A 24668-nucleotide genomic window follows, 5' to 3' on the forward strand; every position below is an offset into this window, starting at 1 on the left:
TCTAAATAATTGTATTATATATTCATGCAAATAGTCCATCCACTTCAAACAAAAGAATGGGAAGAATTTAGAAGAGTTTGGGGCAACGAAGTTGTCCGCATTGATGGCAATCTTTTAACTCTCCATAAAATCCCTTTTTTAAATAAAAAATTAGGAATTTTTGAAAAAGGTCCTGCTCCAACCAAAGAAATGCTAGAAAACCTAAAAAAATTTGGACAAGAAAACAATTTAATTTTCATTAAATTAGAACCAAACGTTGAAAAATCAGATAAATTAATTTCTATATTAAAAAATTCTGGCGCAGTTTCTGGAAAAACAATATTTACACCATCCACCTTTGAAATCGATTTAACCAAAAGTGAAGATGAATTACTAAAAGGTTTTGAAAGCAAAACTCGATATAACATTCGCTTGGCAACTAAAAAAGGCGTTACAGTTCATGAAGACAATAGCGAAAAAGCTTTTGAAAAATACTTGGAACTCACAAAAGAAACCACTCAAAGAGATAAATTCTTTGCCCATAGCGAAAACTATCACAAACTAATGTGGAAATTCCTAAAAAATAAAATTGCTCACCTCTTAGTTGCAAAATATAATGGCGAAATTATTGTCACTTGGATTTTATTTGAATTCGATAAAGTCCTCTATTATCCTTACGGCGCCTCAACTCATAAATATAAAAATGTCATGGCTCCAAATTTAATGATGTGGAAAACTATAAAATTTGGTAAAAAATTAGGATGTACGAAATTTGATTTATGGGGACGTGAACCCGGAAAAGGATTCACCAAATTTAAAGAAGGTTACAAACCACGTGTTGTAGAATTTATTGGAACATGGGATTTAGTTATAGATAAAAATGCATATCAACTTTATAAATTTATGGATTTCATTCGCTGGCACACTTTAAGATTCAAATCTAAATTTATAAAACCCCAGTTTTAAATATGGCAGATCTTCGTCAATCCCCTGACTGGGCAAATTATCTAAAATCTATCAATTGGAAAATAGAAAAAATTAATAATATTTATATTTACATTAAGTATTTTCCAGTTCTCGGAAGTTTTGTCAAACTTCAACGCTCTGAAATTTTAAATCAAAAAATTATTACATTTATTGAAAATAAATACCATCCATTTCAATTCTCAATCGAACCTGGAGTGTACCCACGACATCCTGAGCGAGTTTTACGAGTCGAAGGATTTCATCCCTCAAACTCTCCATCCCTTCCAACCAAAACTTTAATTATTAATTTAAACAAATCAGAAAACGAACTACTAAAATCTTTCTCCCAAAAAGTTCGCTACAACATCACGCGCACATCCTTTTTAAAACGTGTTGAAATAGTTGAGAGTGACAACGTCTTAGACTTCACTAATTTTTGGAGAGAAAATTTCGAGAAAAATCGTTTTCCTTTTTTTAGTCAGCAAAAAAATATTATCGCTATGCAAAAATCCTTTGGAGAAAATTCAAAAATCCTTCTCGCTAAAAAAGATAACAAAATAATTGCAGTTCTATTTCTATTATTTTTTGATAAAGTCAGTTATTATATGTACGCCGCAGCAAATAATGAAGGCCGCAAAAATTTCGCCCCCACTCTTTTAACCTGGCATGCAATTTTACTGTCTAAAAAATTAGGAATGAAAACTTTCGATTTCGATGGCATTTACGACACAAGGTTTCCATTAGAGAGTTGGCAGGGCTTTACCAAATTCAAATCTGGTTTTAGTAAAACTGAAGTTAGTTATCCAGGCCTGTTTGTAAAATCCAAATTTAATATTAAAATATTCTAAATGAAAACAATTTATCCCTTTAGTCCCATCAAAAATGAAAAAGATTTAAACAAGGCTTTAGAATATATAACTTCAGAACTTGAAAAACTTTCATTAGAAATCTTTCAAGAGAAACTTCCCATTACAACCCTCAAAATATTTCCTCATTATTTTGATGAATATGATTATTTATATGATTTAATTTCCAAAAAAGGTCCAAGGGAACCGTTTAGTTCCGAAACTAGTTTATATATTAAAGTCCAAGAAAAAATACTAAATTATAATATTAATTATTTAGGTGTTCGAATCGTTGATCCATATCGTCTCCAAGTTGGTTGTGGTGATTATGAAATAGATAATTTTCAAGAATTCAAAAATAAATGGAAGGATAAATCACCATTCATTAGAAATTTCAAAGAAGACATGATTGAAATTTGGCACCCAGATTTCGATGTTTTGGGGTATGTTATCCCAAAACTATGAAAGCCATCTCTCTCAAACAGCCTTACGCTAATTTAATAAGAGATGGAATTAAAACAATTGAAACAAGGAAATGGAAAACAAATTATCGGGGAGACTTACTAATTTGCTCCTCACAAAATCCCAAAATAGAACCAGCTGGTTTTGCTCTTTGCATAGTCAATCTCTACGATATTCGAAGAATGAAAAAAAGTGATGAAAAAGCAGCATGCTTTAAATATTCTCCAAAATTATATGCTTGGTTAATTAGAAATTTAAGAGTAATAAAACCTTTTCCAGTCAAGGGTCAATTAAATATTTACGAAGTCGATAATCACTCTAAATCCGCCTGACAAAACATTTTGAACTCACAAAATTCACAAAGCATACTTCCACTACATTTAAACTCTGATTTCTCGATTTCTTTTTTTATTCTTAAAATCTCTTCTTTTGCTTTTATCAAATCGCTTTTTGTTCTCACTGTTGTAATTTTTTTTTGGTTCTCAAAATAGTACAAAGATAATTTAACCTTTTCTGGTTTTTTCTTAAACAAATCCTGTGCAGCAAGCGCATAAATAGTTAATTGCAAATTGCGATCTATCTCTTTTTGAGTTGGGACATTCATACCTGTTTTATAGTCCCAGATTTCAATAGTTCCATCAGGCAATTTATCAACACGATCAATTCTCCCTCCAACTTTCAAATCTTTGCTAATTGGTATAACAAAATCTTGTTCCAAAAATGTTGGCAATTTATTTTTATCAAATTGTAATTTGTAAAAATCTTTTAGATATTTTTTCCCTTTATCAAAAAATTCTTGGTTCTGTTTTTTATCCAAAAACCCTTCATGTATCCAGTTTTTCTTAAAAAGTTTAAGTAAATCTTTTTCAGCATTTTTTTTGCTTTCATAGAAATCACGAAGCGTATTGTGAATACTTGTTCCAAAGCTTGCTGCAGCAATTGGCTGTGTTGGAATTTTTAAAATATATTTTAATTTAAAATGAAGTGGACAAATCTCAAAAGTTTCAATTTGCGAATAAGACAAATAGTTAATTTTTAGCCTCGCATTATTCTCATCTTTTTTGTTTTCCGCAATTTCATTTTTGTTTGCAAAACTTAAAAAACTCAGTTGTTCTATTTTTGCGTTCTGCTTTACCGATGCGTCAGCATCGAGAGCTGATTTGCCCAGCGATTCGAATATAAAGGGTGACAACTTTTTTTCTCTTTTTGCCTCCCCGTAAAAATTGGCTGCGCTAAAATAAAGTTTATCTTTTGCACGTGTCATTCCCACATAAAAAAGCCTTCTCTCTTCTTGTTGGTGAAAATCTCCAGTTGGTAAAACTTCTTTTATGAGTGCATCAGGAATTGGAATCTGCTCGCGTCGCTCAATTGTTGGAAATCTTTGTGCCACCAAGTTAACTAAAAACACAACAGGAAATTCTAGTCCTTTAGAAGAATGCACCGTTAAAATATTTACAACGTTTATTTCATTCCAATCGCTGTCAGCGGCAAGCGGTGATTCCCCTACATCCATTGCAAGATTTATATAATCAACAACATCAAAAACACCTGTACTTCCTGGATGATCAACTTCATAAGTTTTTATTTTATCAAAAAATTTAGAAATATTATTTGCTCTCTTTGCAGCTTCAGCATTTTCTGGGTTTAATAAATCATTAAGTAATTTTGTCTCCTCCAAAAAATAATACAAAATTTGTCCCGCACTTTCTTTATTAACTAACCCCAAATGTTTGTGGACCATCTCAACAATTTTTTTAATTTTTTCTTTAGAGTCAATGCTTATGTTTATTTCACCTGCTTTTTCAGCTGCTTCAAAATAACTTAAGTTTTGCCTTCTTGCAAAATTACTAATCTTAGCCAAATCTCTTGAGTTAACACCAAACACTGATAAAGAAAAAATCCGAAACGCAGCCGTACTGTTATCAAAATCATAAAGAACTTGAAGATAAGAAATTAAATCAACTATTTCACTTTGCCGGAAAAGTTTTCCAGGTCCTAAAAATTGATAAGGAATTCCTTGTCTCTGTAATGCTCTAATGAATGGTTCTGCGTGATTATTCGCTCGCACCAAAATCGCAAAATCTCGATATTCATATCGATCCTGAGGGAGTTTTACGAGTCGAAGGATTTCTTTAGCAACCATTTCAGCTTCATTTTCAACCCGTCCTGTGTGAATAAATTCTATTTTCTCTCCATCTTTTTTGTTTGAAATTAATTTTTTGTTAACATTCTCAATTACTTCCAATCTATCTGGATTATTGTGTTGTATAAGTTCATATGCTCTATCCAATATCTCTTGTGTCGATCGATAGTTTTGAGTAAGAGTGACAACTTTTGTCTTAGGAAAATTTTTTCTAAATTGAATAATATTACTTATCGCCGCTCCCCGAAATCGATAAACGCTTTGATCATCATCACCCACTACTGTTATATTCTGTGTTTTGTTTTGTTTTGCCAAAATGAGCGCCAGCTCATTTTGAGAGAAATTCGTATCCTGAAATTCATCAATCAAAATATATTTAAATTGGCGTTTGTATTCTTTCAAAACATTTGGCCTGTCACGAAAAAGTTTTATAGTTTTTGTAATCAAATCTCCAAAATCCATAAAACCATTTGCAATTTTTAATTCCTCATATGTGCGATATGCATTGGCTAGTTCCAACCATTTTTTGTCCTCTTGTTTCCTTGCCCATTTTAAATATTCATCAGTTTTAATATCTTCATCTTGAAGTCTGGAAAAATGTTGTATCATCCCATCAATAAATTTATAAGGATTTCCAAGCGGTCGATAATAACTTAATTTAAATTTAAACAAATTTTGGCGAATCAACTGCACAGTCTCGCCCGTTGTCATCAATTTAAATCTTGGATCCATTCCAATCTGTAGCGCTTCCCTTCTTAAGATTCTCTCGCAAAATGCATGGAAAGTAAGAATCCACATATTGGTATATCCATATGGGAGTGCAATATCAATTCTCTCTTCCATTTCTCGAGCCGCCTTTTCTGTAAAGGTAAGTGCAAGTATCTCTTCGGGTTTTGCCAATTTTTTTTCAATTAAAAATTTAACTCGTTCAGTAATAACAGTAGTTTTCCCAGTTCCAGCTCCAGCAATTACAAGTAAGGGACCATTTTTATGTTTTATCGCCTGAAGTTGTTGTTTATTGAGAGTTTTCTCCACGAAGCCATTGTATCACTAGTTATTTAGTAACTTCATAATGAAGTTGTATTCCATTTTTTCCTACTTTTTTTGTTCCTATTAACTTCAAATTTAAGTTCATATCGGACTCTGCAAAGAGATTAATTCCTTTTCCAAAAATAAATGGTTCCACATCTAAAAATATTTCATCAATTTTTCCCGATTCCAAAGCAACTTTATTCATTTTTCCTCCACCTGCAATAAGCATGTTTTCAAACTTTTTTTCCTGAGAAACTTTAATTGCTTCATTAAAACTTTTTACAAAAATTGTATTTTTATTTCTTGGTTTGTCACCAGAAGTTGTTAAAACAACAATAAACGGATTTCTCAAATTATCAAAACCATTATCCTCAATAGTTAAATCATAAGTAGTTTTGCCAATTACTAAATTTCCAATTTCAATTACTTTGTTTTTATAACTTTCAAATTCATCATCACTCCATGGAGTGTCATGATCAGCTTTCGCAATCATTCCGTTTGCAGAAATAGCCATATATAAAATTATTTTCATAAACCAATTGTATCACGCTGTATAATTATCAAAGTAAGCCCATAAATTATGGAAGAATTTGTAATTTTTCTTTAAATAATAAAATCCATAATTTGAATTGGAAGGAGATTAATTGTCAGCCTCTCATTAAAAAGTCCGAAGAGTAAGATAAATTCGAACCGGTACTCCAATTCCTTACTAATCTAGATTTTTGTATCTTCTCCCAAATTCTTCGTTGCAGAAATTTTTCCACCTAACTTTCCAAATGAATTAAATACATCATTCATTTTATTAACTGCACTATTTAAATGTCTTTGCATAACATTTAAATCTTCTTCTGTCTTCTCATAATCTTGTTTTATCGCCCGAAGGGCGTTTAATATTTCTTTCGCTTTCGCTTCAATTTTTTGCCCTTCAAAACTCATCAGTATCGCTCGCATATATGCATAAAAAGTTGTTGGAGAAACCGGAAGTACTCTCATCTTTTGTGAATATTCAAACAAACTTACATTGTTTACAATTTCATAATAAATCGCTTCATTTGGAACATACATCAGTGCATAATCAATTGTTCCTTCATCAGTTAAAATATATTTTTTAGAAATATCATCAATATGATGTTTTACATCTCTCTCGAAATCTTTTTCAGCAATTCTTTTTTCAGTTTCTAATTTTGCACTATTTAATTTTCTGAAATTTTCTAATGGGAACTTGGAATCCACAGGAATTATTCCAGCAGAAGTTTTTATCGCAACGTCTACTTTCTGGCCATTTTTAAAGGCATACTGCAAATTAAAAGAAGATTTTGGCAAATTTTGCTCAAGTATTTCATTCAAAATATGTTCTCCAACATTTCCTCGCAGTTTTGGAGATTGTAAAAGTTCTTGAAAATCGCGCATACTGCGCCCTATTTCGCTCATCTCTCCGATGTTTTTTTGGACATCAGAAATTACGCGCGCTGCATTATCAAGTCTTTGATTAAAATCCATTCCTTGGCGATCTAATCTATTATTTGTAGATTTCAAATACTCGAGTAAATCGTTTGAAGTTTTTGGCTTTTGAATAAGCAAATAAATAACAATTCCAAATCCAATTATTAAAACTAATATCAGTAGTAATTCCATAGGTTATAATACATTATGCCTCCTTCTCGCCGAAGAAAACAAGAACAAAAAACCGAAACCAAGAAATTTAATTTCCCAATTTCAAAAATTCTAATTCCTCTTTTTTTCTGGTTAATTCTGGCGTTTATTATTTATTTTATAGACCCGAAAACTTTTGGCATTATTCCCTTTTTCTTTTTTGTATTTTTCTTATGCGTTTATTTTTCTATCAAAAACTTAATTATCACAATTGCCTTAACCATTTTTGTAATCTTGCGATATTTTGGTCTTGGTAATTTCGTAAACTTCTTTCTTTTAACGGCAATCGTGATTACAATACTCCTGTATGAATCCAACTCTAAAAAAGCAAATTGAAAAAACTTTAGCTCTTACCTTTTCGGACTTCAAAAACGAAGAAGAAACTCTAAATTTTTTAAAATCTTTTTTAACAGACAAAGAACTGGAAACTTTATCCAAAAGATTATCGGTTCTTTATTGGTTAAGTAAAAAAAGAACTCAGGAAAATATCAAAAATAATTTGCACGTAACTTCTAAATTTATTTCAGAAAACGAGAATTTATTAAATAAAAAAGAAGTCAAAGAAGTCGTAAAAAAAATTGACGCAGACGCCTGGGCAACAAAATGGAGCTCTCGTTTAAGAGAGCTCCTTAAAACTAAAAATTAGTTTTTTCCTGAGACTTATAACGCGACGTTTAATCCTGCAGCATTGGTAATATTAACAGTCGACGAACTATCTCCGCCTGTTACGCTAACATCGCCTGAGCCGGTATTTCCGTTTGCGCTATTATTGCTTCCTCCGTTTCCGGTGTTAACTGTATTATTTACAGTAGTAACATTTGTCTGGCTAACGGTTGTTACGCAGTTTGTCCAAACATTAACTCCGTTTGATGATTTTGCACCATTATTTTTAATGGTCACATCGCCTGTCGTGTTGCATGGGCAGCAAGAATTTGGATCAACGCTAACATTTACGCTTCCCAAATTTGTAATATTTACTTTGCTTGTTGAACTGCCTCCTGTAACTGTAACACTTCCTTTTCCGGTATTATTATTGGCACTGTTTTTTGTGCCTTTGTTTGATCCGGTAGTAACGTTATTCGTAAAAGTTGTTACATTAGTTTGGCTTGTCGACGAATAAGTCGAACTGCTTGTGTTCACATAATTGTGTGTGTCATAACCGTTTCCGCTTATTGTCACATTAGAAGCAAAAGCGCTTCCGGCAGTAAGCATAAGTCCGGCAAATGAAATAGCACCAGCTATTAAAAGTTTTTTCGTATTAATCACCCCCTTTTTAGCCCAAAAGGGTATGAATTTTGGGCAGATATTTATCATTGTTGTAGTTTTATTACAAGCTTTTCAAGTCCCCAAAATGTCTCATAATTAAGGCGTTTTGTATCTAGCGTTTGACAAGCAAATTAATTATTGTTTTAATATCAACTTAATATGCCAGAAAGAGAAATAAGATACAGCAAAGGAGACGGCTCAAAGGAAAATCCTTACACTTTCACACCTGGTTCTACAGCCATGGATGTTATTAAAGAAGGAGCAAAGTTCTCATGGAAAAATTGTCTTGAAAACAATGAATACATACACTTCGAAATAAATACAGCATCATTCCTCATTAGACGCTCAAACTATGATTCAAAAAAAGCAATATTTATCGCAGAATGGACAGATAAAGAAAATAGTGCAAACACAACAATAAGAGACTTAACTCTTTGGGGCAGTTATGCATCTTCTATTTTTACTTTAACCGCATTGTCAGCAAATTTCTGGGAACTGTCCGCAATGTTCGATCATCTTTCTTAAAATTCATAAAAATAGTCTTTTTTGCTTCAAAACTATATAATATGTGTTATGTCCGACAAAAATTTTTACATCACCACAGCTATTCCTTATGTAAACGGTAAACCTCATATCGGCCACACCTTTGAATATTTTATGGCTGATACAATCAGAAAATATCACCAGGCTTTAGGAGAAGATGTTTTATTGCTCTCTGGAGCTGACGAAAACGCTCTTAAAAATGTCCAGGCTGCAGAAAAAGAAGGCATTTCAACGAAAAAGTATTTAGATAAATATTCAAAAATTTGGCAGGAAACTTACGATGCAGTTGGTGTTCCTTTAGACGTTTTCCAAAGAGGGTCTGATGAAAAAAAACATTGGCCCGGAGTTCAGAAATTATGGGAATTGTGTAATAAAAACGGCGACATATATAAAAAATCTTACGAAGGTTGGTATTGTGTTGGCTGTGAATCTTTTAAAACAGAAAAAGAATTAGTTGACGGTCTTTGCCCTATTCACAATAAAAAACCGGATTACATAAAAGAAGAAAATTATTTTTTCAAATTATCCAAATACCAGGAAAAATTAATAGAATTAATTGAATCAGATATTTTGCAAATTATTCCTACAAACAAGCGGAATGAAACACTGTCATTCATCAAGGAAGGTCTAGAAGATTTCTCTATCTCAAGATCAAATGAAAGAGCGCAAGGAGTTGGTGTTCCAGTTCCAGGAGATGACACTCAAAAAATTTATGTATGGTTTGACGCTCTTGATATTTACATGACTGGTATTGGTTTCGGTTGGGATGAAGAAAAATGGAAAAAATATTGGCCAGCAAATATTCATGTAATAGGAAAAGACATCAACAGATTCCATACAGTTTATTGGCCTGCAATGCTTTTGTCGGCAAATCTTCCATTGCCAAAATTAATTTTGATTCACGGTTTCGTAAATATTGATGGCCAAAAAATAAGTAAGTCACTGGGAAATGTCATCGATCCAATAGAATTTATTAAAGAATTTGGCCTCGAGCCTTTAAGATACTATTTATTATCTCAAGTTTCTTTAGACGCCGACCACAATTTCACAATCGAAAGATTTAAAGAGGTTTACAATTCAGACCTTGCCAATGGTCTGGGCAATCTAATTGCCCGTGTCGCAGCTCTCTGCGAAAAATCTGGTTTTGAATTTCCTGTTTCAAAAAACTCTTTTGATATTGAATTAGAAATCCCTCTTAAAAAATATGAATTTAATAATTCTCTCAAAACAATTTGGGACAAAATAAGAGAACTGGATATTTTAATCAATCACAAAAAAGTCTGGACTTTAAGTGGTGAAGAACTTCAAAAGGTTTTAGAGTTTTTGGTTTCAGATATCAGGCAAATTGCAGTTGATTTAGAACCATTTTTGCCAGAAACTGCTCAAAAAATTCAAAAACAATTTAATACTGATAAAATTAAATCTGATAAACCATTATTCCCTCGCTTAAAATAATTTATGTTTAAAAAGTTTGCCCTCAAACATGCCCATGGAATCCAAAGAGCTCTTGAAATTCTTCCCGGGTTTGTAAGTTGGAATTTAATTTTATTTCCTTATTGGGGAATTTTTGTAATTCCAACTTTCGTCGCCTATTTTATTCTTCTTTTCAATATCTATTGGTTTTACCAAAGCTTTACTATTGGTATCACCATCATTATTTCCCATTTAAGAATTCAAGCTGCCATGAATTACGACTGGGTTGGTGATTTAAAATCTTTTCCCGACGCTGACAAGGTCAAACATGTAATTATTATTCCAACATACAAAGAGCCACTACATATCCTTCAAAGAACACTAAATTCTCTTAAAAACCAGGAATTAGATCGCAAACAATTAATCGTAGTTTTAGCGATGGAATTTAAAGAAGACGAAAAAGAGCGTCTTATAAAAGTTGATGCATTAAATAAAGAGTTTAAAAACATTTTTGGCGAATTATTAGTAACAGTTCACAAATTAACAGAAGGGGAGGTGGCAGGTAAAGCAAGCAATGAAAGATTTGCTGCAATTTGGGTAAGAGATAACTTCATCAAGAAAAATAAATTAAATATGGATTATTTCACAATTACAAGTTGTGATGCAGATCACGTTTATCACAAAAAACATTTCGCTTGTCTGACATATAAGTTTTTAGACAATCCAAAAAGATATAACTTTTTCTGGCAGCCAGGTGTCCTTTTTTACAACAACATTTGGGAAATTCCAGCAATTACAAGGGTGCAAAACACTTTAGGATCTATTTGGAATTTAAGTCAACTTCCCAGAAAGGACCGTTTAATAAATCAGCAAAACTATTCTTTATCTTTTAAGTTGGCAGACGAAGTTGATTATTGGGACGCAGATAAAATTCCAGAAGATTGGGGAATTTTCTTCAAGGCATATTTCAAAATGAAAGGCAAAGTCGAAGTCGAACCAATTTATCTTCCAATTTACGCTGACGCAGCTCAATCAACATCAACTATTAAAACTCTTAAAGTCCAATACGAACAACTAAAGCGTTGGGCTTGGGGAACTTCAGACGATCCATGGATTATAAAATATTACTTTTTAACTCCCGATGTTCCTTTTTGGGACAAAACCATGCGCTTGCTTTATATAATCCAATCTCATTTTTTATGGCCAGTTAACTGGTTTTTCATAACAATCGGATTAACCATTCCTACATTAATAAATCCTGCTTTTGGTCGTACAACTCTTGGCTTTTTAGTTCCTAAAATCTCCTCCACTATTCTAACAGTTGCCCTAGTCTTCTTAGTTTTAATGATTATTATTGATTATTTTTACAAGCCAAAACGCCCAGCAACTTTTCCTTTATGGCGTGCATTATTAACTCCGTTTGAGTTTGTATTAATGCCAGTTGCCGGCTTTTTCTTTTCGGCATTACCAGGAATTGATGCACACACTCGTTTAATGCTTGGAAAATACATTGAATACAAAGTCACAGAAAAAGTATAATAAATTATGTCAGAACCAAATTTTGATAAACCAGTAATGGGTAAACCCCGAATAATAAGAAATAGTGAACCTAGAATATCCCAACAAGAGACAATTTTAGTACAAGATAAAGATCTTAAATTCAAACCCATAGAAGAAATAAAAGATCCGAGAATAAAAACAAAAGCCGCAACACAAACATTTGAAGAAAAAACCAGTCGCCTTCAATACGATAAAACCCCAGAAATAATAGAAATTACAAAAAATAAATAAACTTATTGCTCCAAACAAAAATCCTTCATATAATGAAATATCTAATGCTCAAGAAAATAGATCGTTTTATCGCTAAAATCGAGCCACCAAATTGGGTCTTATTGATTTCAAGCTTTGTCTTTCTTCTTCGCATCCCTTCTCTTTTTGAGCCTTATTATTACGGTGACGAAATGATTTATTTAACTCTCGGAAATGCAGTTCGTAATGGTCTAACCCTTTACTCCCAAATCCACGATAACAAACCTCCTCTTATTTATATTCTGGCAGCAGTTGCTGGAAACCTAGCAATTTATAGAGCAATTCTTCTTTTTTGGATGTTGGTTACAATTGCTATTTTCTGGCATTTGACCAAAGTTCTCTTTGAAAAAAATGTTCGTGCCCAGCAAGTTGCAGTCACAATTTTCGCTTTTCTCACCACTCTTCCTTTACTGGAAGGCCAGATTGTAAACGCGGAAATTTTTTTAATTGGCCCGACAATTTTGGCAATTTTGCTTTTATTAAAAGATCCAACCAAAAAACACATAATTATTGCAGGGGTCGCTTTTGCTGTTGCAGCTCTCTTTAAAATTCCGGCAGTTTTTGATATTCCAGTTGTAATTATTTATTGGTTAATAAATGCAGTAAATTCTAAGGACATAAAAATTATTATTAAAAGAACTGTCACTTTATTTATCGCATTCATTATTCCCATCGCTCTTACATTTGTTTGGTACGCTCTCCATAATGCTGCCCTCGATTATTTCAAAGCTGCATTTTTAGAAAACATTGGATATCTTTCTTCCTGGAGTGGTAACAATCAAACATCTTTTGTTGTAAGAAATGCTCCGCTTTTTATAAAAGGAGGAATTGTTTTATTAGGTCTTATCATTTTGCGTATCAAGTCGTCAAAACTATCTAAAAGTTTTTTAATAGCGGCGATCTGGCTTTTAACAAGTCTCTTTGCAGCAACTCTTTCAGGTCGTCCATATCCTCATTACATGATCCAAGTTGTTCCAGCTTTTTCTCTTCTTATAGCAATTCTTGTTACTTCTCAAAAATTCGAGCAGGTCTTAGCAATTATTCCTCTGAGCTTAGTTCCATTAGCTCTTGTTTACTATCATTTTTGGTATTATCCAACCTTTCCTTACTATGAAAATTTCATTTCTTTTGCAACTGGTCAGGAAAGCAAATGGCAATATTTTAACAATATCGACAAAAGTACAGAAGATAATTACAATACTGCAAAATTAATAATGCTAACTTCTGCAAATAGCGATAAAGTTTTCGTTTGGGGTGAAGAAGCTCCTACAATTTACGCATTATCACATAGGTTACCTCCAATAAAATATGCAGCAGATTACCATATCACAGATTTTTCAAGCCTTCCTGCAACCGTTGATACATTATCTAATAATCCCCCAAAATTAATCGTCTTATTACATGGTTCACCCGAAATACCAGGATTAAATATATTACTAAATAAGGAATATGCGCAGATCTCAAACAGTGAAATAAATAGCCAAATTTGGAAACTCCTCAAAAACTAAGTAAAATTGTGTAAATGAGCAAAAGTTTCAAACTAGTAAGTATCACCTGCGCCTTTCTAAATGTTCTTAGTATTCTTTTTATTTTTATAAGTAAAAAAAGTCTTCCGCCAATAGTCCCTCTTCTTTATGGCCTTCCAGTAAGCCCAAATATTTTAGTTTCATCAACTTTTCTTTCAATCCCATCAATTGTCTCAATTATTTTAATAGTTATAAATACATCGGTAACTAAAATTTCAAAAGATAAGTTTTTAGAAAAAATATTATTAGGCCTTAATATCACGCTTACTGCTTTAAGTTTAATTACTATCATAAAAATAATTTTTCTCGTCGGCAGTTTCTAAATAAATGATTAATTTAATTATTGTACCGCTAATTATTTCCGCCATTATTTCCTTTTTATCAACTCCGCTTGTTATTAAGTTTGCGTGGATTTGCGGCCTCATAGATGATCCCAAAAAAAATAAACATCCCAAAGTTTTGCACACTCATCCAATTCCTCGCGGCGGCGGCTTAGCAATTTTCATTGCCATTTTAATTACAAGTCTGCTTTTTTTGCCATTAACTAAAGAATTCTCAGCAATTCTTATTGGTGCATCAATTATTTTAATAATGGGTTTATTAGACGATAAATATAATTTAAATCCCTATTTAAGATTAATCATTCAATTTATTTGTGCAGCTATTGTTGTCTTTTCAGGAACAACAATTAATTTTATTACAAATCCAGGAGGCGGAATTATAAATTTACCTTTTGCAATAGGAGCTGGAATCTCGGTTTTTTGGATAGTCTTTTTAATGAACGGTCTAAATTTTGGCGCCAAAGGTGTCGACGGTCAATTGTCAGGAGTTGTAGCAATAGCAGCTATTACAATTGTTCTTCTCACCTTAAAGCTTGGTGTAAACCTTACTCAAATCCCTGTTTTAATTTTAGGCAGTATTTTGGCAGGAAGTTTTTTAGGATTTCTTCCTTGGCATATTTATCCTCAAAAAATCATGCCAAGTTTCTCCGGGAGCAATTTAGCAGGTTTTTTTCTGGGGATCTTATCAATTCTCTCAACAGCAAAAGTCGGAACATTACTTGTGGTTCTAGCAATTCCCTTAATAGATACTGGTTATGTAATCATAAGGAGAATTATTTCCGGCAAGTCACCTTTTTGGGGGGATAGAGGTCATTTGCATCACAGATTATTGGATAGCGGCCATTTAACAATTCCGCAGGTGGCAATTTTTTATTGGGTAGGTACAGCTCTTTTAGGTTTAATTAGTTTAAGTTTGAATACCAGTACTAAGTTCTATACAATAATTGGGGCAGGAATATTTATTGGAGGTCTAATATTGTGGCTAACATACAAACCCAAATCATAAATGCAGTTAAGGTAACAAGACCAATCCAGTGGGTCAAAAATTTGAGTGTCTTCGCAAGTTTAGTTTTTGCAGGTGAACTTTACAATAAACCGCTTTTCATAAACGTATTCTGGACTTTTTGGATATTTTGTTTTGCAGCAAGTTCTACATACATTTTTAATGATATTTTCGATGCACCAAAAGATCGTTTGCATCCAATCAAAAAGAACCGTCCTATCGCAAGTGGAAAATTATCAGTTCCTGTGGCAATTTTAGAATGCATACTTTTAGCTGCAATTTCTTTAAGTCTTGCAAGCGCTATCTCAAGTCTTCTATTCATTTTGACCTTGACTTATTTAATAATCCAGGTTGCTTATTCTCTTTTCCTCAAAAAGTTGGCAATTATAGATATCATTATCATCGCTACAGGTTTTGTAATCAGAGTTTACGCTGGAGCTTTCGCAATCAACGCTCATTTATCTGTTTGGTTTTTGCTTTGTGTAATTTCAACAGCACTTTTTCTTGCATCAGGCAAACGTCTTGCAGAGTTGGGTAATCTTGGCAGAGATTCAAAAACTCGCGCAAGTCTTGGCCGTTATCCAAGAGGATTGTTAAGTTCATATGTGACAATGTTTGCAAATGCCGCTTGGATGTCCTGGGCGCTTTTTACTTTTTTCGAAACTCCAGCAGTTCCAAAAAATCTTTTACTTTTCCTTGCTGAGTTTAGTAAAACAACAACTATTTCCAAACTTCTGATGCTAACAATTCCTTTTGCTATCTTTGCTATTATGCGTTATCAGGGTCTTATTTTTGAAGGCCGCTCCGAAGCTCCTGAAAAAGTTTTACTGAAAGATATTTCTCTAATGGCCTCTGTTGGAATTTGGACACTTCTTGTCATTTGGATCCTCTACGGAGGAATCCAATTAGGTTTTAATCCTTAGTTTCTCCGGAACTCGTTGATGCATATACATTAGAAATCCATCCTGATTTGCTGGCCGTTAGTTGTATTTCAAACCATCCGCTTTTTTTGTCTATCGTGACAAGTGGAAATTTATCTCCTTGATGAACTCTCGCAATTTCGCTGCTTGCAGTATCTGGTTGGCTGCGTACTCTTAAAAATCCGTTTGGTGTTGATAATATTTCAACTTCAGCTTGAGTTAACTCTTGTTGCGTGACGTTTTGTAGCTGCGTCGTTACCTCAGGCGATAAATCTACCTGCAAAGTTAATTTATATCCATTGTACAAATTTATATTAAACTTTTTATCTTCATATCCTTGTAAATTTACCTCCAAACCATGACTTCCCTCCTTCAAATTATCAAGTTCGTAAGGCGTATTACCAATCACGTTTCCATCAAAACTAATAGACGCGCCTCCCGGATCAGTTATCACAACAAGTTGTGAATTATTTATTCCAGTTTTTTCAAAGGAAATAACGCTTCCAAAAGATTCTGATAAGTCATCATTGAAATCTCTCTGCACAATTGTTTTAATCATTGGTTGCAAGGTTACTTGTGTTTCATAACTTCCAATATCAAGCGTTATCTGTTTTGCAGCAATTATTTGCGTATAAGGAGTTTTCCCAACATTTTTCCCATCAATATAAACATCGACAGTTTTATTCGAATCAATTTCGATACTGGCAAGATCACTAACAAACACTCTTTTATAAAAAACAATTCCAACAACGACTAAAACAATAACTATAAAAATTAAAATAAAAATACGATTGCTTTTCATGGAATAGTCTAATTATATGCTAAAATACACTTGTTTAGTTGAGTCAAGGCCAGATGGCGAAGTGGAAACGCTGCGGTCTGCAAAACCGCCATGCGCGGGTTCGATTCCCGCTCTGGCCTCAGACTTTCGAAATAAAATATTTTCCTCCAATTTCGTTAACAATTCCTTTTATTGCCATCATTGTTAAAGTAGCGCTTATTTCAACAATATCCTTTCCAAGTTTCATAGAAATTTCATCAATCGACAAGTTTTCGTTTTCTATTATCGCATAAACTTCGGCTTCCAAACCGTCGAGTTTCAGCTGAATTTTTTCTTCAGTTTGTTTACTCAAAGATACAATATCAGCTGGACTAGTCGCCATTTTCGCTAGTCCTTTTTTGATAAGATAATTCGTTCCATTGCTCGACTTTGACGTTATTTGCCCAGGAATTGCCCATACATTTTTCTTCTGCTCGTAAGCTATCTTTGCAGTTATCATCGAGCCGCTATCAATATCTGCTTCTATTACTAAAACTCCAATTGTAGATAAAGCGCTCACAATTCTGTTGCGCGCTGGGTATGTCCAAAGTTGCGGTTTCATATCTTTTTCATACTCACTCATCACTATTCCCTTATTTTCCAAAATCTTCAGATACAATTTATCGTTTTCAGGAGGATAAACATAATCAAGCCCATTACCAAATATGGAGATCGTTCTACCTCCGTATTCCAAAGTTTTATTATGTACTTCAGTATCCACTCCATACATAAATCCAGAAATTGTTGTAACACCTTGAGAAACAAAGGCACTTACAAATTCATCAATCGCTTGCTTTCCGTAATTTGTCACTTGTCGTGTCCCAACAATTGCAATTGTTTTCTCCAAAATATTGTTGCTTAGCTCACCTCGATAAAAAATTTCCTTCGGCGGCTTCTTTATTTTAGATAAGTTTTTTGGATAACTTTTATCTCCAAACTTAATATTTTGAATCGAATAGTCAAGAAATGTTTTCATAATGATTTATTCTTATAATATTGTGATTTTCATCAGTTACAATACATATTGCATCTATTTGAAGTGATTCATAAAACTTCTCATATTCTGGATATTTTAATAAAAAGCTTTGTCCTGTCATCTCAATTTGTCTTATTTTATGTCTATTTATCATTTCCTCCGGAGTCCCAAAATCCTCCCCAACTTTTAATTTTACTTCAACAAAAATTAGTTTATTATTTTTAGAAAAAATTAAATCAATTTCGCCAAACCTTGTATGAAAATTTCTCGCAATCAATTTATAATTATTTTTCGTCAAGAAGTCCTCTGCAATTCTTTCCCCCAACTTCCCAGTTTCATAATTCTTCTGTTTCATTTATTAATTTATAATAATACAAATGCACGAGCACTTCGATGGAAATAAAACATATCAATATTCTAGTGACTTCATTTATTTAACATCAAGTTTCGAAACAGATATTGAAGATGTTTTTCTTGGTCGAAAAATGTTCAATGAATTAGTAAGTTTGTAGGAAAAAAGAACTGGACTATATCGACATATATGCTTCAAAGCGCATGGAACAGAAAGAAATAAAACCGAATGGACTTATATTGATAATGGAAATGAATTACCATTGCAAGAATGGGTGGACAGTCAAGATGGTAAGGGGTCAGTACTAATGTTAACTTGTTGTAATCCAAATGATTTTAATTTAACTTCAAAAAAATCTCTTCTAATCTATTTCAAAGACATTACCAGTTTATACAAAGCATCTCTGGGAGGTCACTTAAAATTATATATTCCAGAAATTGGATATTTCGATAAAAACTACAAAAATCTAAGAAAAGCAATTAATTCTCTACACGAATACGATACTGAAGTGCCTCAGCAACATGTTTATCCAAAATAGAATTTGCCATCTCAAGATCTGCAATAGTTTGGCTGACTTTTATTAATCTAAAATAAGTTCTTGCTGATAAATTATAAGCGTTTACTGCTTGCTTAAGAATTAAAAGGGCAGAAGGTTCTATCTTTAAATTCTTCACATGTTTATTCTTCATATGTGCATTCATAAAAATCTTCTCTTTTTTAAATCGATTCTGCTGAATTTTCCTGGCATTCATTACTTTCTCACGTATTTCTTTTGAAGTTTGCGTTTTTATATTTTGTTTTGTATCAATAAGTTTATCAACATCTACTGCCGGCACATTAATATGCAAATCAATACGGTCCATCAGAGGTCCAGAAAGTTTTGAAGTATATTTCATAATCATCCGTGGTGAGCATTTACATTCTCTTTTCGGATCACCTAAGTATCCACATGGACATGGGTTTGCCGCAGCAACTAGCATAAATTGAGCTGGATACGAAATACTTCCTGCAGCACGTGATATGTTTACAATTCCATCTTCCATTGGTTGCCTAAGCGCTTCCAAAGTTGATCTTGAAAATTCAGGAAATTCATCTAGAAATAAAACTCCCAAATGAGCAAGCGATATTTCCCCAGGATGAGGATTACTTCCTCCGCCAACTAGTCCAATTCTACTAGTTGTATGATGGCAGCTTCTAAAAGGTCTATCAAAAATAAGCGAAGAGCCGGATGGAATATTTCCGGTTACTGAATAAATTTTTGTAACTTCAAGACTTTCGTCAATAGAAAGTGGCGGAAGTATTCCAGAAAGCGCTCTTGCAAGCATTGTTTTGCCGCTTCCTGGCGGCCCTTGCATAAAAATATTATGTCCTCCAGCTGCAGCAATCATTAAAGCTCTCTTTGCCTGCTCCTGTCCAATAATTTCAGCAAAATCAAATTCAGGGTTAAGTGTTTTTGCACTTTCTTTTATTTTAATATTTTTAACAGGTTTTATTTGTTCTCCACCATTTAAATGAATTATTAATTGCTGAAGGGTTTCAACTGGATAAATATTCACACCGTTTACTGCAGATGCCTCATTGGAAGATTCTTTTGGAATAAAAACATTTTTAATATTGTTTTCTTTTGCACAAAGCGCGAGTAAAAAAGTTCCTTTCGTATGCCGAAGCGATCCGTCAAGCGAAAGTTCCCCAAAGAAATACGATTTTTCTTTCGGTAATTTTATCGCTTCCAAACTATTCAAAATTCCAATAGCAATTGCCAAATCAAAAGCACTTCCTTCTTTTGGAATATCAGCCGGCGCCAAGTTTACAATAATCTTTAAATTAGGAAAATCTACTCCAGAGTTTATTAATGCAGTTTTTACTCTCTCTTTAGCTTCTTCAATGCTTTTATTTGGAAGTCCAATAATTGTAAATCCAGGAAATCCTTTTTTGAAGACATTAACTTCCACTTCAATTGGAATAGTTTTTAGCCCAAAATTACTGGCAGAAAGTATCTTGGTTAACACGTATACTTTCATGTTAAACTTTCAATGTGACAGAAACAACATCTCAAATTGAAGAGCCAGAAACAACTTATTACTCAGGAATTTTGTATCACGGAGCAAAAGAGCCTTTTAATTTTGATCCAAAATATGATTACAATACAGCAACAACAGACGGAAGTTGGACTCTTGGTCCTGGTTTATATTCACTTCACACAGAAGAAGAGGCAAAAAAATACTCTCATGTAAGACAGGGTCATTATGACTATAGCACTCATAAAAAACCACCAACTCACGTTTATTCAGTCTATGCAAATGACTGCAAATTTCTAGATTTTAGAAACGAGGAAGGCGGAAATACATTTACTCCTCCAAACATAATCAAAAAATGGAAAAGTTATTTTGAAAAAAGATTTAATCAAGAAAAAGAAGAAAAGCCAGATTTAGGACCAGAAATAGCTCATGTTGAAGGTAAAAATGGAATAGGAAGAAGAATTATAAATAGAGCATATATCGATCGAGATAAAAAAGAAAAATATTTAAAATATCTAGAAGAAATAGAAGATAAATCTAATATTCACCTTCGAAAAATGTTAGGAACTCAGCCAATAATTAATTCACCATCAGGTTTCAACGGAAATAACTATGGAGTTCAATGGGGAAACTGGTTTGCAGATTTTGTGGTTAAAGATTTAGGATATGATGGAATAATTTACATAGAAGGAACAGAATACGAAAAAGGCGACGCATCAACTTTCATAATTTATAACCTAGATAGTATTAAAGTATCAGAAAAACCAATCCAATAATTTATCTATTATCCAAATTGCGCCATATATACCATGAAGCAACAGTTCTATAAGGCTTCCATCTCTCAGCAAATTTCTCCATTTCTTCAGGTTTCATTTCTTTTCCTGTTAACTTTTTAATTCCATTTTTAATTCCCAAATCGCCAGATGGAAATATGTCAGCTCGCCCTAAAGTAAACATCAAAAACATTTGTGCAGTCCATTTTCCTATTCCTTTTACTGCTGTAAGTTCTTTTTCGATGTTCTCATCGCTCAAATTTGATAAATTTTTTGTTTCCAAACTTCCCTCATGTGTTCTTTTTGCTAAATCTTTAATATATTTCACTTTTGCCCAAGACAATCCTGAATTTCTCAAAGCTTGATCCTCAACTTTCAAAATAGCTTCAGGTGTAATCTCTATCACAGTTTTCTTGAATTTTGCAAAAATAGCATCAGCCGCTTTTCCAGATAATTGCTGTCCAACAATTGCACTACAAAGATCTTCAAAATAATCGTCTTCTAACCTAACATTTATAGTACAATGCCCATACTTTTCTATCAGTTTTTTTAGGTATTTATCCTTAGACAATTCCTCCTCAGCTTGCTGCCACATTACTTGACATTATACCTTATTTTCCTTATACTTGTGCCTATCCCGATTAAAATCGGGATTTTTTGTGAGTTGAAGAGGCACGCAAGTAGGCGCCTCAACGATGATAAAAAAGACTGACATTTTGGGACGTGTAAAAACCTTTTTAGCAGGGAACCTTGCCTTTGCTTTAATCACTTTACCCATAGCTTCTCCTATAAATTCTATTTCAGGAAGCTCTCCAAGCATGGTAATTCCAGAGCAAAAGCTAGATATTGCCTTTAATATCGCAAATAAAACTGATACCCCTCAAATTCAAATTCCAGTCAATTTCTGGTACATTAGCCAATTTTTCACCAGTTATCATCCAGGGATTGATTTACCAAACGCTTATGGAAATCCTATTAAATCTATCGCATCAGGAACCGTTGAATTTGCGGGTTACACTACAGACGGTTATGGAAATGAAGTTTTAATAGATAATGGCAACGGTATGGAAAGTTTATATGCTCATTTATCAAAAATATTCGTTAAAAAGGGCGATACAGTTGATATGAATACTATTATTGGCCTTATTGGAGCAACAGGGCATGCAACAGGTCCTCATTTACATTTAGAAATTCATATAAACGGCAAAGCAGTAAATCCTTTGACTATTTTGCCGCCTTTTCCAAAAGCAGGTCCACACATGCTCACAGATAATATCACTACTTCGACCCAACAGTAATCACAATATCAAAATTACTATTTGCATCAAGTGGATCTCCCATAGCTACAGAATAATTTGCAGAGAGAGCGTTTTTAATTTTCTCAACTACATCGCTTGGGACAGTACTTTTTACTTGGACTAAGGTATCTGTAAAATTGAAATTATCAGCATTCCCAACATCCGTCACTGTAAATCCAGCTTTTTCAATCACAGCTTTTGCAGCAGTTGCTACACCAATTCCTCCATTACCGTTCAAAACTGAAATCTTGAAAGTTGAAAGATCTGCTGTCGGAGTAGGCGTCGGCGTAGGTTCAGTAATTGCCTCAGTTGTTGGAGTAGGAGTTGGACTAACACTTCCACCTTTTATCCCAGTCAAATAGACATAAATTCCTCCAGCAAGTAAAAATGCCAAAAGTGTAGCAAAAAAGGTGACAAAAAATATTTTTACAAAAGCTCCACGTTCTTCTTTTCTATTTAAATCAATATTTTGCGTCTCGCGTACTCCAAATCTCGGTTCGTCTTTACTCACTTCATCTACTGGTACCTCTTCAACTATTTTTGTTTCCTCTGGAGTTTCCATTTGCTTAACTTCTTCAATTTTCGCTTCAGGTTCCGCTGTTACTTCTTCAGTTACCACTCGAAGTTTTTTCTTGTATTCTTTTTCCTCTTTGGGCATAAAAAAATTATATCACCTTTTTCCAGAAGAATGCGATCTCAACATTGATCTTCTTACATCCTTACCAAGAGGTATATTATAAGCAAATAAATCATAAACTTCCTCCGACACATGTTTTAAATCTTTAGAATAATTCTTCCAAAACTTTCCTCTTGCAAAATGTCCGCCTTTATCAGAATAATGTCGGTTAAATTCAGCGGTCATAAAATATAGTAACTAAAAAAGGGATATTTATTCAAGAAGCAATTAATAATCCATTCCGCCCATTCCCGCAGGCATTGCAGGTTCTTTTTTCTCTTCAGGAAGGTCTGTTACCAAGCATTCTGTTGTAAGAACCATTTCAGCTACACTTGCTGCATTAGTTAATGCAGATTTTGTTACTTTATGTGGGTCCAGTATTCCCATTTTAAGCATTGATCCAAATTTTCCAGTCAAAACATCATATCCAAAATCCATTTCTTTAGATTCTTCAATCTTCTTAACTATATATCCATCATCTTCACCGGCATTTTTAATCAGCCACCTAAGCGGTTGGTCAAGCGCATCTCTTACAATTTGCACTCCCGTCTCTTCATCCTTGTTTTCTGTTCTCAGTGTAGCTAACGCGCTTTTAGCGCGAAGCAAAGCGACCCCACCACCCGGCACGATCCCTTCTTCAACTGCAGCCTTTGTTGCCCCAACTGCATCCTTCACTCTCTCTTTTTTCTCATTAAGTTCCACTTCGGTTGCAGCTCCGACATTAATAACAGCAACTCCCCCAACAAGCTTAGCAAGTCTTTCTTCCAACTTTTCTCGGTCAAAATCAGAGGTACTTTCTTTAATTTGGGTTCTAATATTATTTACTCTTGCATCAATAAGTTTTTTGCTTCCTTTTCCTCCAATAATTCTTGAATTATCCTTATCACACCAAACTTTCTCAGCTTGTCCTAAATCTTCGACTTCTACCGACTCAAACTTTCGTCCGGTATCTTCACTAATTACATTTCCGCCTGTTAGTATTGCAATGTCTTCAAGAAGTGATTTACGATTATCTCCAAATCCAGGAGCTTTGATAGCAAGAATATTTATCACTCCTTTAAGTTTATTAACAATTAAAGTTGCCAAAGCTTGTCCTTCAAAATCATCAGCAATAATTACCAAATTTTTAGAAACTTTTACAAATTTTTCCAAAAACGGCAATAGTTCTTCAATATTAGAAATTTTCTTATCAGTAATTAAAATGTATGGATTATCAATTTCGCTCTCCATCTTGTCAGCGTTCGTTGCAAAATAAGCTGAAGCATATCCTTTATCAAACTCCATTCCTTCTTTGTAATCTATTTCAATTTCAAATCCTTTTCCTTCTTCGACTGTAACAACGCCGTCTCGCCCCACTTTTTCAAGTGCTTCAGCAATTTTTGCTCCAATTTCATCATCTCCTGCAGAAATTTTAGCAACCTGTGCAATTTCTTCTTTTCCTTTTATTGGTTTTGCCATTTTACTTAAGGCGAGAACTGCAGCGTCAACTGCCTTTTCCATTCCCCGTTTCACAATCATTGGGTTTGCTCCAGCTGTAATATTTCTTAAGCCCTGTTGGCTCATTACATATGCAAGAAGTGTTGAAGTTGTTGTTCCGTCTCCTGCAGCATCGTTTGTTTTGCTCGCAGCTTCTTTTACTATTTGTGCACCCATATTTTCAAATGGATCGGGTAATTCAATATCTTTAGCAACAGAAACTCCATCATGAATAATTGTTGGAGCTCCCCATTTTTTATCAAGCGCAACGTTTCGCCCCTTTGGCCCAAGTGTAGTTACAACAGCTTTCGCCACAATTTCAATACCATTCAATAATGGTTTTCGTGCTTCATCTCCAAATTTTAATTGCTTCGCCAT

General features: G+C 33.6%; 29 protein-coding genes and 1 tRNA gene. 18 read left to right on the forward strand and 12 right to left on the reverse strand.

Going from position 1 to position 24668, the window contains the following annotated elements; all coding sequences use genetic code 11:
• The first annotated feature begins 24 nt into the window (after positions 1–24).
• The 4 genes from VG895_04285 to VG895_04300 are packed head-to-tail and all read left to right on the forward strand — an operon-like array spanning position 25 to position 2584.
• Positions 25–945, forward strand: a complete 921-nt coding sequence (locus VG895_04285) for a peptidoglycan bridge formation glycyltransferase FemA/FemB family protein (protein ID HWA52247.1) — start codon at positions 25–27, stop codon at positions 943–945.
• 2 nt (positions 946–947) lie between these two features.
• Positions 948–1793: a peptidoglycan bridge formation glycyltransferase FemA/FemB family protein gene (locus VG895_04290; protein ID HWA52248.1), complete on the forward strand. Its 846-nt coding sequence runs from the start codon at positions 948–950 to the stop codon at positions 1791–1793.
• Positions 1794–2255 carry a hypothetical protein gene (locus VG895_04295; protein ID HWA52249.1) on the forward strand — a complete coding sequence of 154 codons (462 nt, stop codon included), beginning with the start codon at positions 1794–1796 and terminating at the stop codon, positions 2253–2255.
• Entirely contained in the window at positions 2252–2584 is a 333-nt protein-coding gene (locus VG895_04300) for an ASCH domain-containing protein (protein HWA52250.1), read from the forward strand. Before VG895_04295 ends, VG895_04300 begins: the two co-directional genes overlap by 4 nt.
• Here VG895_04300 and VG895_04305 read toward each other — a convergent pair.
• The 3 genes from VG895_04305 to VG895_04315 form a co-directional block, all read right to left on the reverse strand.
• Entirely contained in the window at positions 2566–5430 is a 2865-nt protein-coding gene (locus VG895_04305; GenBank protein HWA52251.1) for an ATP-dependent DNA helicase, read from the reverse strand. The genes VG895_04300 and VG895_04305 overlap by 19 nt on opposite strands.
• Positions 5431–5449: 19 nt before the next feature.
• Complete coding sequence (locus tag VG895_04310; GenBank protein HWA52252.1) at positions 5450–5959, reverse strand: dihydrofolate reductase family protein; 510 nt, start codon at positions 5957–5959, stop codon at positions 5450–5452.
• Between the two features lie 182 nt (positions 5960–6141).
• Positions 6142–7062 carry a DNA recombination protein RmuC gene (locus VG895_04315; protein HWA52253.1) on the reverse strand — a complete coding sequence of 307 codons (921 nt, stop codon included), beginning with the start codon at positions 7060–7062 and terminating at the stop codon, positions 6142–6144.
• A gap of 15 nt (positions 7063–7077) precedes the next feature.
• Here VG895_04315 and VG895_04320 point away from each other — a divergent pair, with 15 nt between their 5' ends.
• Positions 7078–7416, forward strand: a complete 339-nt coding sequence (locus tag VG895_04320) for a hypothetical protein (GenBank protein ID HWA52254.1) — start codon at positions 7078–7080, stop codon at positions 7414–7416.
• Positions 7388–7726 (forward strand): Trp family transcriptional regulator, encoded by a 339-nt coding sequence (locus VG895_04325; protein ID HWA52255.1) that lies wholly within the window; start codon positions 7388–7390, stop codon positions 7724–7726. Before VG895_04320 ends, VG895_04325 begins: the two co-directional genes overlap by 29 nt.
• A gap of 14 nt (positions 7727–7740) precedes the next feature.
• Here the strand turns inward: VG895_04325 and VG895_04330 are convergent, their stop codons facing one another.
• Positions 7741–8394: a hypothetical protein gene (locus tag VG895_04330; GenBank protein HWA52256.1), complete on the reverse strand. Its 654-nt coding sequence runs from the start codon at positions 8392–8394 to the stop codon at positions 7741–7743.
• Between the two features lie 111 nt (positions 8395–8505).
• Between VG895_04330 and VG895_04335 the strand changes: the two genes are divergently transcribed.
• From VG895_04335 to VG895_04370, 8 genes are read left to right on the forward strand one after another with little or no spacing between them, the layout of a single operon-like run.
• Positions 8506–8871 carry a hypothetical protein gene (locus VG895_04335; GenBank protein HWA52257.1) on the forward strand — a complete coding sequence of 122 codons (366 nt, stop codon included), beginning with the start codon at positions 8506–8508 and terminating at the stop codon, positions 8869–8871.
• Between the two features lie 48 nt (positions 8872–8919).
• A complete protein-coding gene (locus tag VG895_04340) occupies positions 8920–10344 on the forward strand; it encodes a methionine--tRNA ligase (protein ID HWA52258.1) in 1425 nt (474 codons plus the stop codon).
• A 3-nt stretch (positions 10345–10347) separates the two neighbouring features.
• Positions 10348–11841 (forward strand): glycosyltransferase family 2 protein, encoded by a 1494-nt coding sequence (locus VG895_04345; GenBank protein HWA52259.1) that lies wholly within the window; start codon positions 10348–10350, stop codon positions 11839–11841.
• A gap of 6 nt (positions 11842–11847) precedes the next feature.
• Entirely contained in the window at positions 11848–12093 is a 246-nt protein-coding gene (locus VG895_04350) for a hypothetical protein (GenBank protein ID HWA52260.1), read from the forward strand.
• A gap of 44 nt (positions 12094–12137) precedes the next feature.
• Positions 12138–13619 carry a hypothetical protein gene (locus VG895_04355; protein ID HWA52261.1) on the forward strand — a complete coding sequence of 494 codons (1482 nt, stop codon included), beginning with the start codon at positions 12138–12140 and terminating at the stop codon, positions 13617–13619.
• 14 nt (positions 13620–13633) lie between these two features.
• Positions 13634–13960: a hypothetical protein gene (locus tag VG895_04360; GenBank protein HWA52262.1), complete on the forward strand. Its 327-nt coding sequence runs from the start codon at positions 13634–13636 to the stop codon at positions 13958–13960.
• 4 nt (positions 13961–13964) lie between these two features.
• Positions 13965–14984, forward strand: a complete 1020-nt coding sequence (locus VG895_04365) for an MraY family glycosyltransferase (GenBank protein ID HWA52263.1) — start codon at positions 13965–13967, stop codon at positions 14982–14984.
• Positions 14957–15904 carry a decaprenyl-phosphate phosphoribosyltransferase gene (locus tag VG895_04370; protein HWA52264.1) on the forward strand — a complete coding sequence of 316 codons (948 nt, stop codon included), beginning with the start codon at positions 14957–14959 and terminating at the stop codon, positions 15902–15904. The genes VG895_04365 and VG895_04370 overlap by 28 nt, the downstream gene beginning before the upstream one ends.
• Here the strand turns inward: VG895_04370 and VG895_04375 are convergent.
• Entirely contained in the window at positions 15894–16703 is an 810-nt protein-coding gene (locus VG895_04375; protein ID HWA52265.1) for a PEGA domain-containing protein, read from the reverse strand. The genes VG895_04370 and VG895_04375 overlap by 11 nt on opposite strands.
• Before the next feature lie 47 nt (positions 16704–16750).
• Between VG895_04375 and VG895_04380 the strand changes: the two genes are divergently transcribed.
• Positions 16751–16822 (forward strand) — tRNA-Cys (locus VG895_04380).
• Here VG895_04380 and dprA read toward each other — a convergent pair.
• Together dprA and VG895_04390 are read right to left on the reverse strand one after the other, a co-directional pair.
• Complete coding sequence (gene dprA, locus VG895_04385; GenBank protein ID HWA52266.1) at positions 16822–17697, reverse strand: DNA-processing protein DprA; 876 nt, start codon at positions 17695–17697, stop codon at positions 16822–16824. The genes VG895_04380 and dprA overlap by 1 nt on opposite strands.
• The gene (locus tag VG895_04390; GenBank protein HWA52267.1) at positions 17681–18052 is read right to left on the reverse strand and encodes a YraN family protein; all 372 of its coding nucleotides are present in this window, start codon (positions 18050–18052) and stop codon (positions 17681–17683) included. The genes dprA and VG895_04390 overlap by 17 nt, the downstream gene beginning before the upstream one ends.
• A 22-nt stretch (positions 18053–18074) precedes the next feature.
• On the opposite strand from VG895_04390, the gene VG895_04395 reads away from it, so the two are divergent.
• Complete coding sequence (locus tag VG895_04395; GenBank protein ID HWA52268.1) at positions 18075–18209, forward strand: hypothetical protein; 135 nt, start codon at positions 18075–18077, stop codon at positions 18207–18209.
• A 319-nt stretch (positions 18210–18528) separates the two neighbouring features.
• Here the strand turns inward: VG895_04395 and VG895_04400 are convergent, their stop codons facing one another.
• Entirely contained in the window at positions 18529–20058 is a 1530-nt protein-coding gene (locus VG895_04400; protein HWA52269.1) for a YifB family Mg chelatase-like AAA ATPase, read from the reverse strand.
• A gap of 26 nt (positions 20059–20084) precedes the next feature.
• Here VG895_04400 and VG895_04405 point away from each other — a divergent pair, with 26 nt between their 5' ends.
• Entirely contained in the window at positions 20085–20843 is a 759-nt protein-coding gene (locus tag VG895_04405) for a hypothetical protein (GenBank protein HWA52270.1), read from the forward strand.
• A 1-nt stretch (position 20844) separates the two neighbouring features.
• Here VG895_04405 and VG895_04410 read toward each other — a convergent pair whose 3' ends face one another.
• Positions 20845–21435 (reverse strand): DNA-3-methyladenine glycosylase, encoded by a 591-nt coding sequence (locus tag VG895_04410; protein ID HWA52271.1) that lies wholly within the window; start codon positions 21433–21435, stop codon positions 20845–20847.
• Between the two features lie 100 nt (positions 21436–21535).
• On the opposite strand from VG895_04410, the gene VG895_04415 reads away from it, so the two are divergent.
• A complete protein-coding gene (locus VG895_04415; GenBank protein ID HWA52272.1) occupies positions 21536–22138 on the forward strand; it encodes a M23 family metallopeptidase in 603 nt (200 codons plus the stop codon).
• Here the strand turns inward: VG895_04415 and VG895_04420 are convergent.
• From VG895_04420 to groL, 3 genes are read right to left on the reverse strand one after another with little or no spacing between them, the layout of a single operon-like run.
• The gene (locus tag VG895_04420) at positions 22119–22796 is read right to left on the reverse strand and encodes a LytR C-terminal domain-containing protein (protein HWA52273.1); all 678 of its coding nucleotides are present in this window, start codon (positions 22794–22796) and stop codon (positions 22119–22121) included. The two genes, VG895_04415 and VG895_04420, sit on opposite strands and share 20 nt — an antisense overlap.
• Positions 22797–22808: 12 nt before the next feature.
• Complete coding sequence (locus tag VG895_04425; protein ID HWA52274.1) at positions 22809–23000, reverse strand: hypothetical protein; 192 nt, start codon at positions 22998–23000, stop codon at positions 22809–22811.
• A 42-nt stretch (positions 23001–23042) separates the two neighbouring features.
• Positions 23043–24668: a chaperonin GroEL gene (gene groL / locus VG895_04430; protein HWA52275.1), complete on the reverse strand. Its 1626-nt coding sequence runs from the start codon at positions 24666–24668 to the stop codon at positions 23043–23045.

This window comes from Patescibacteria group bacterium (assembly GCA_035549555.1).
Classification (GTDB): domain Bacteria; phylum Patescibacteriota; class Microgenomatia; order UBA8517; family UBA8517; genus Co84-156.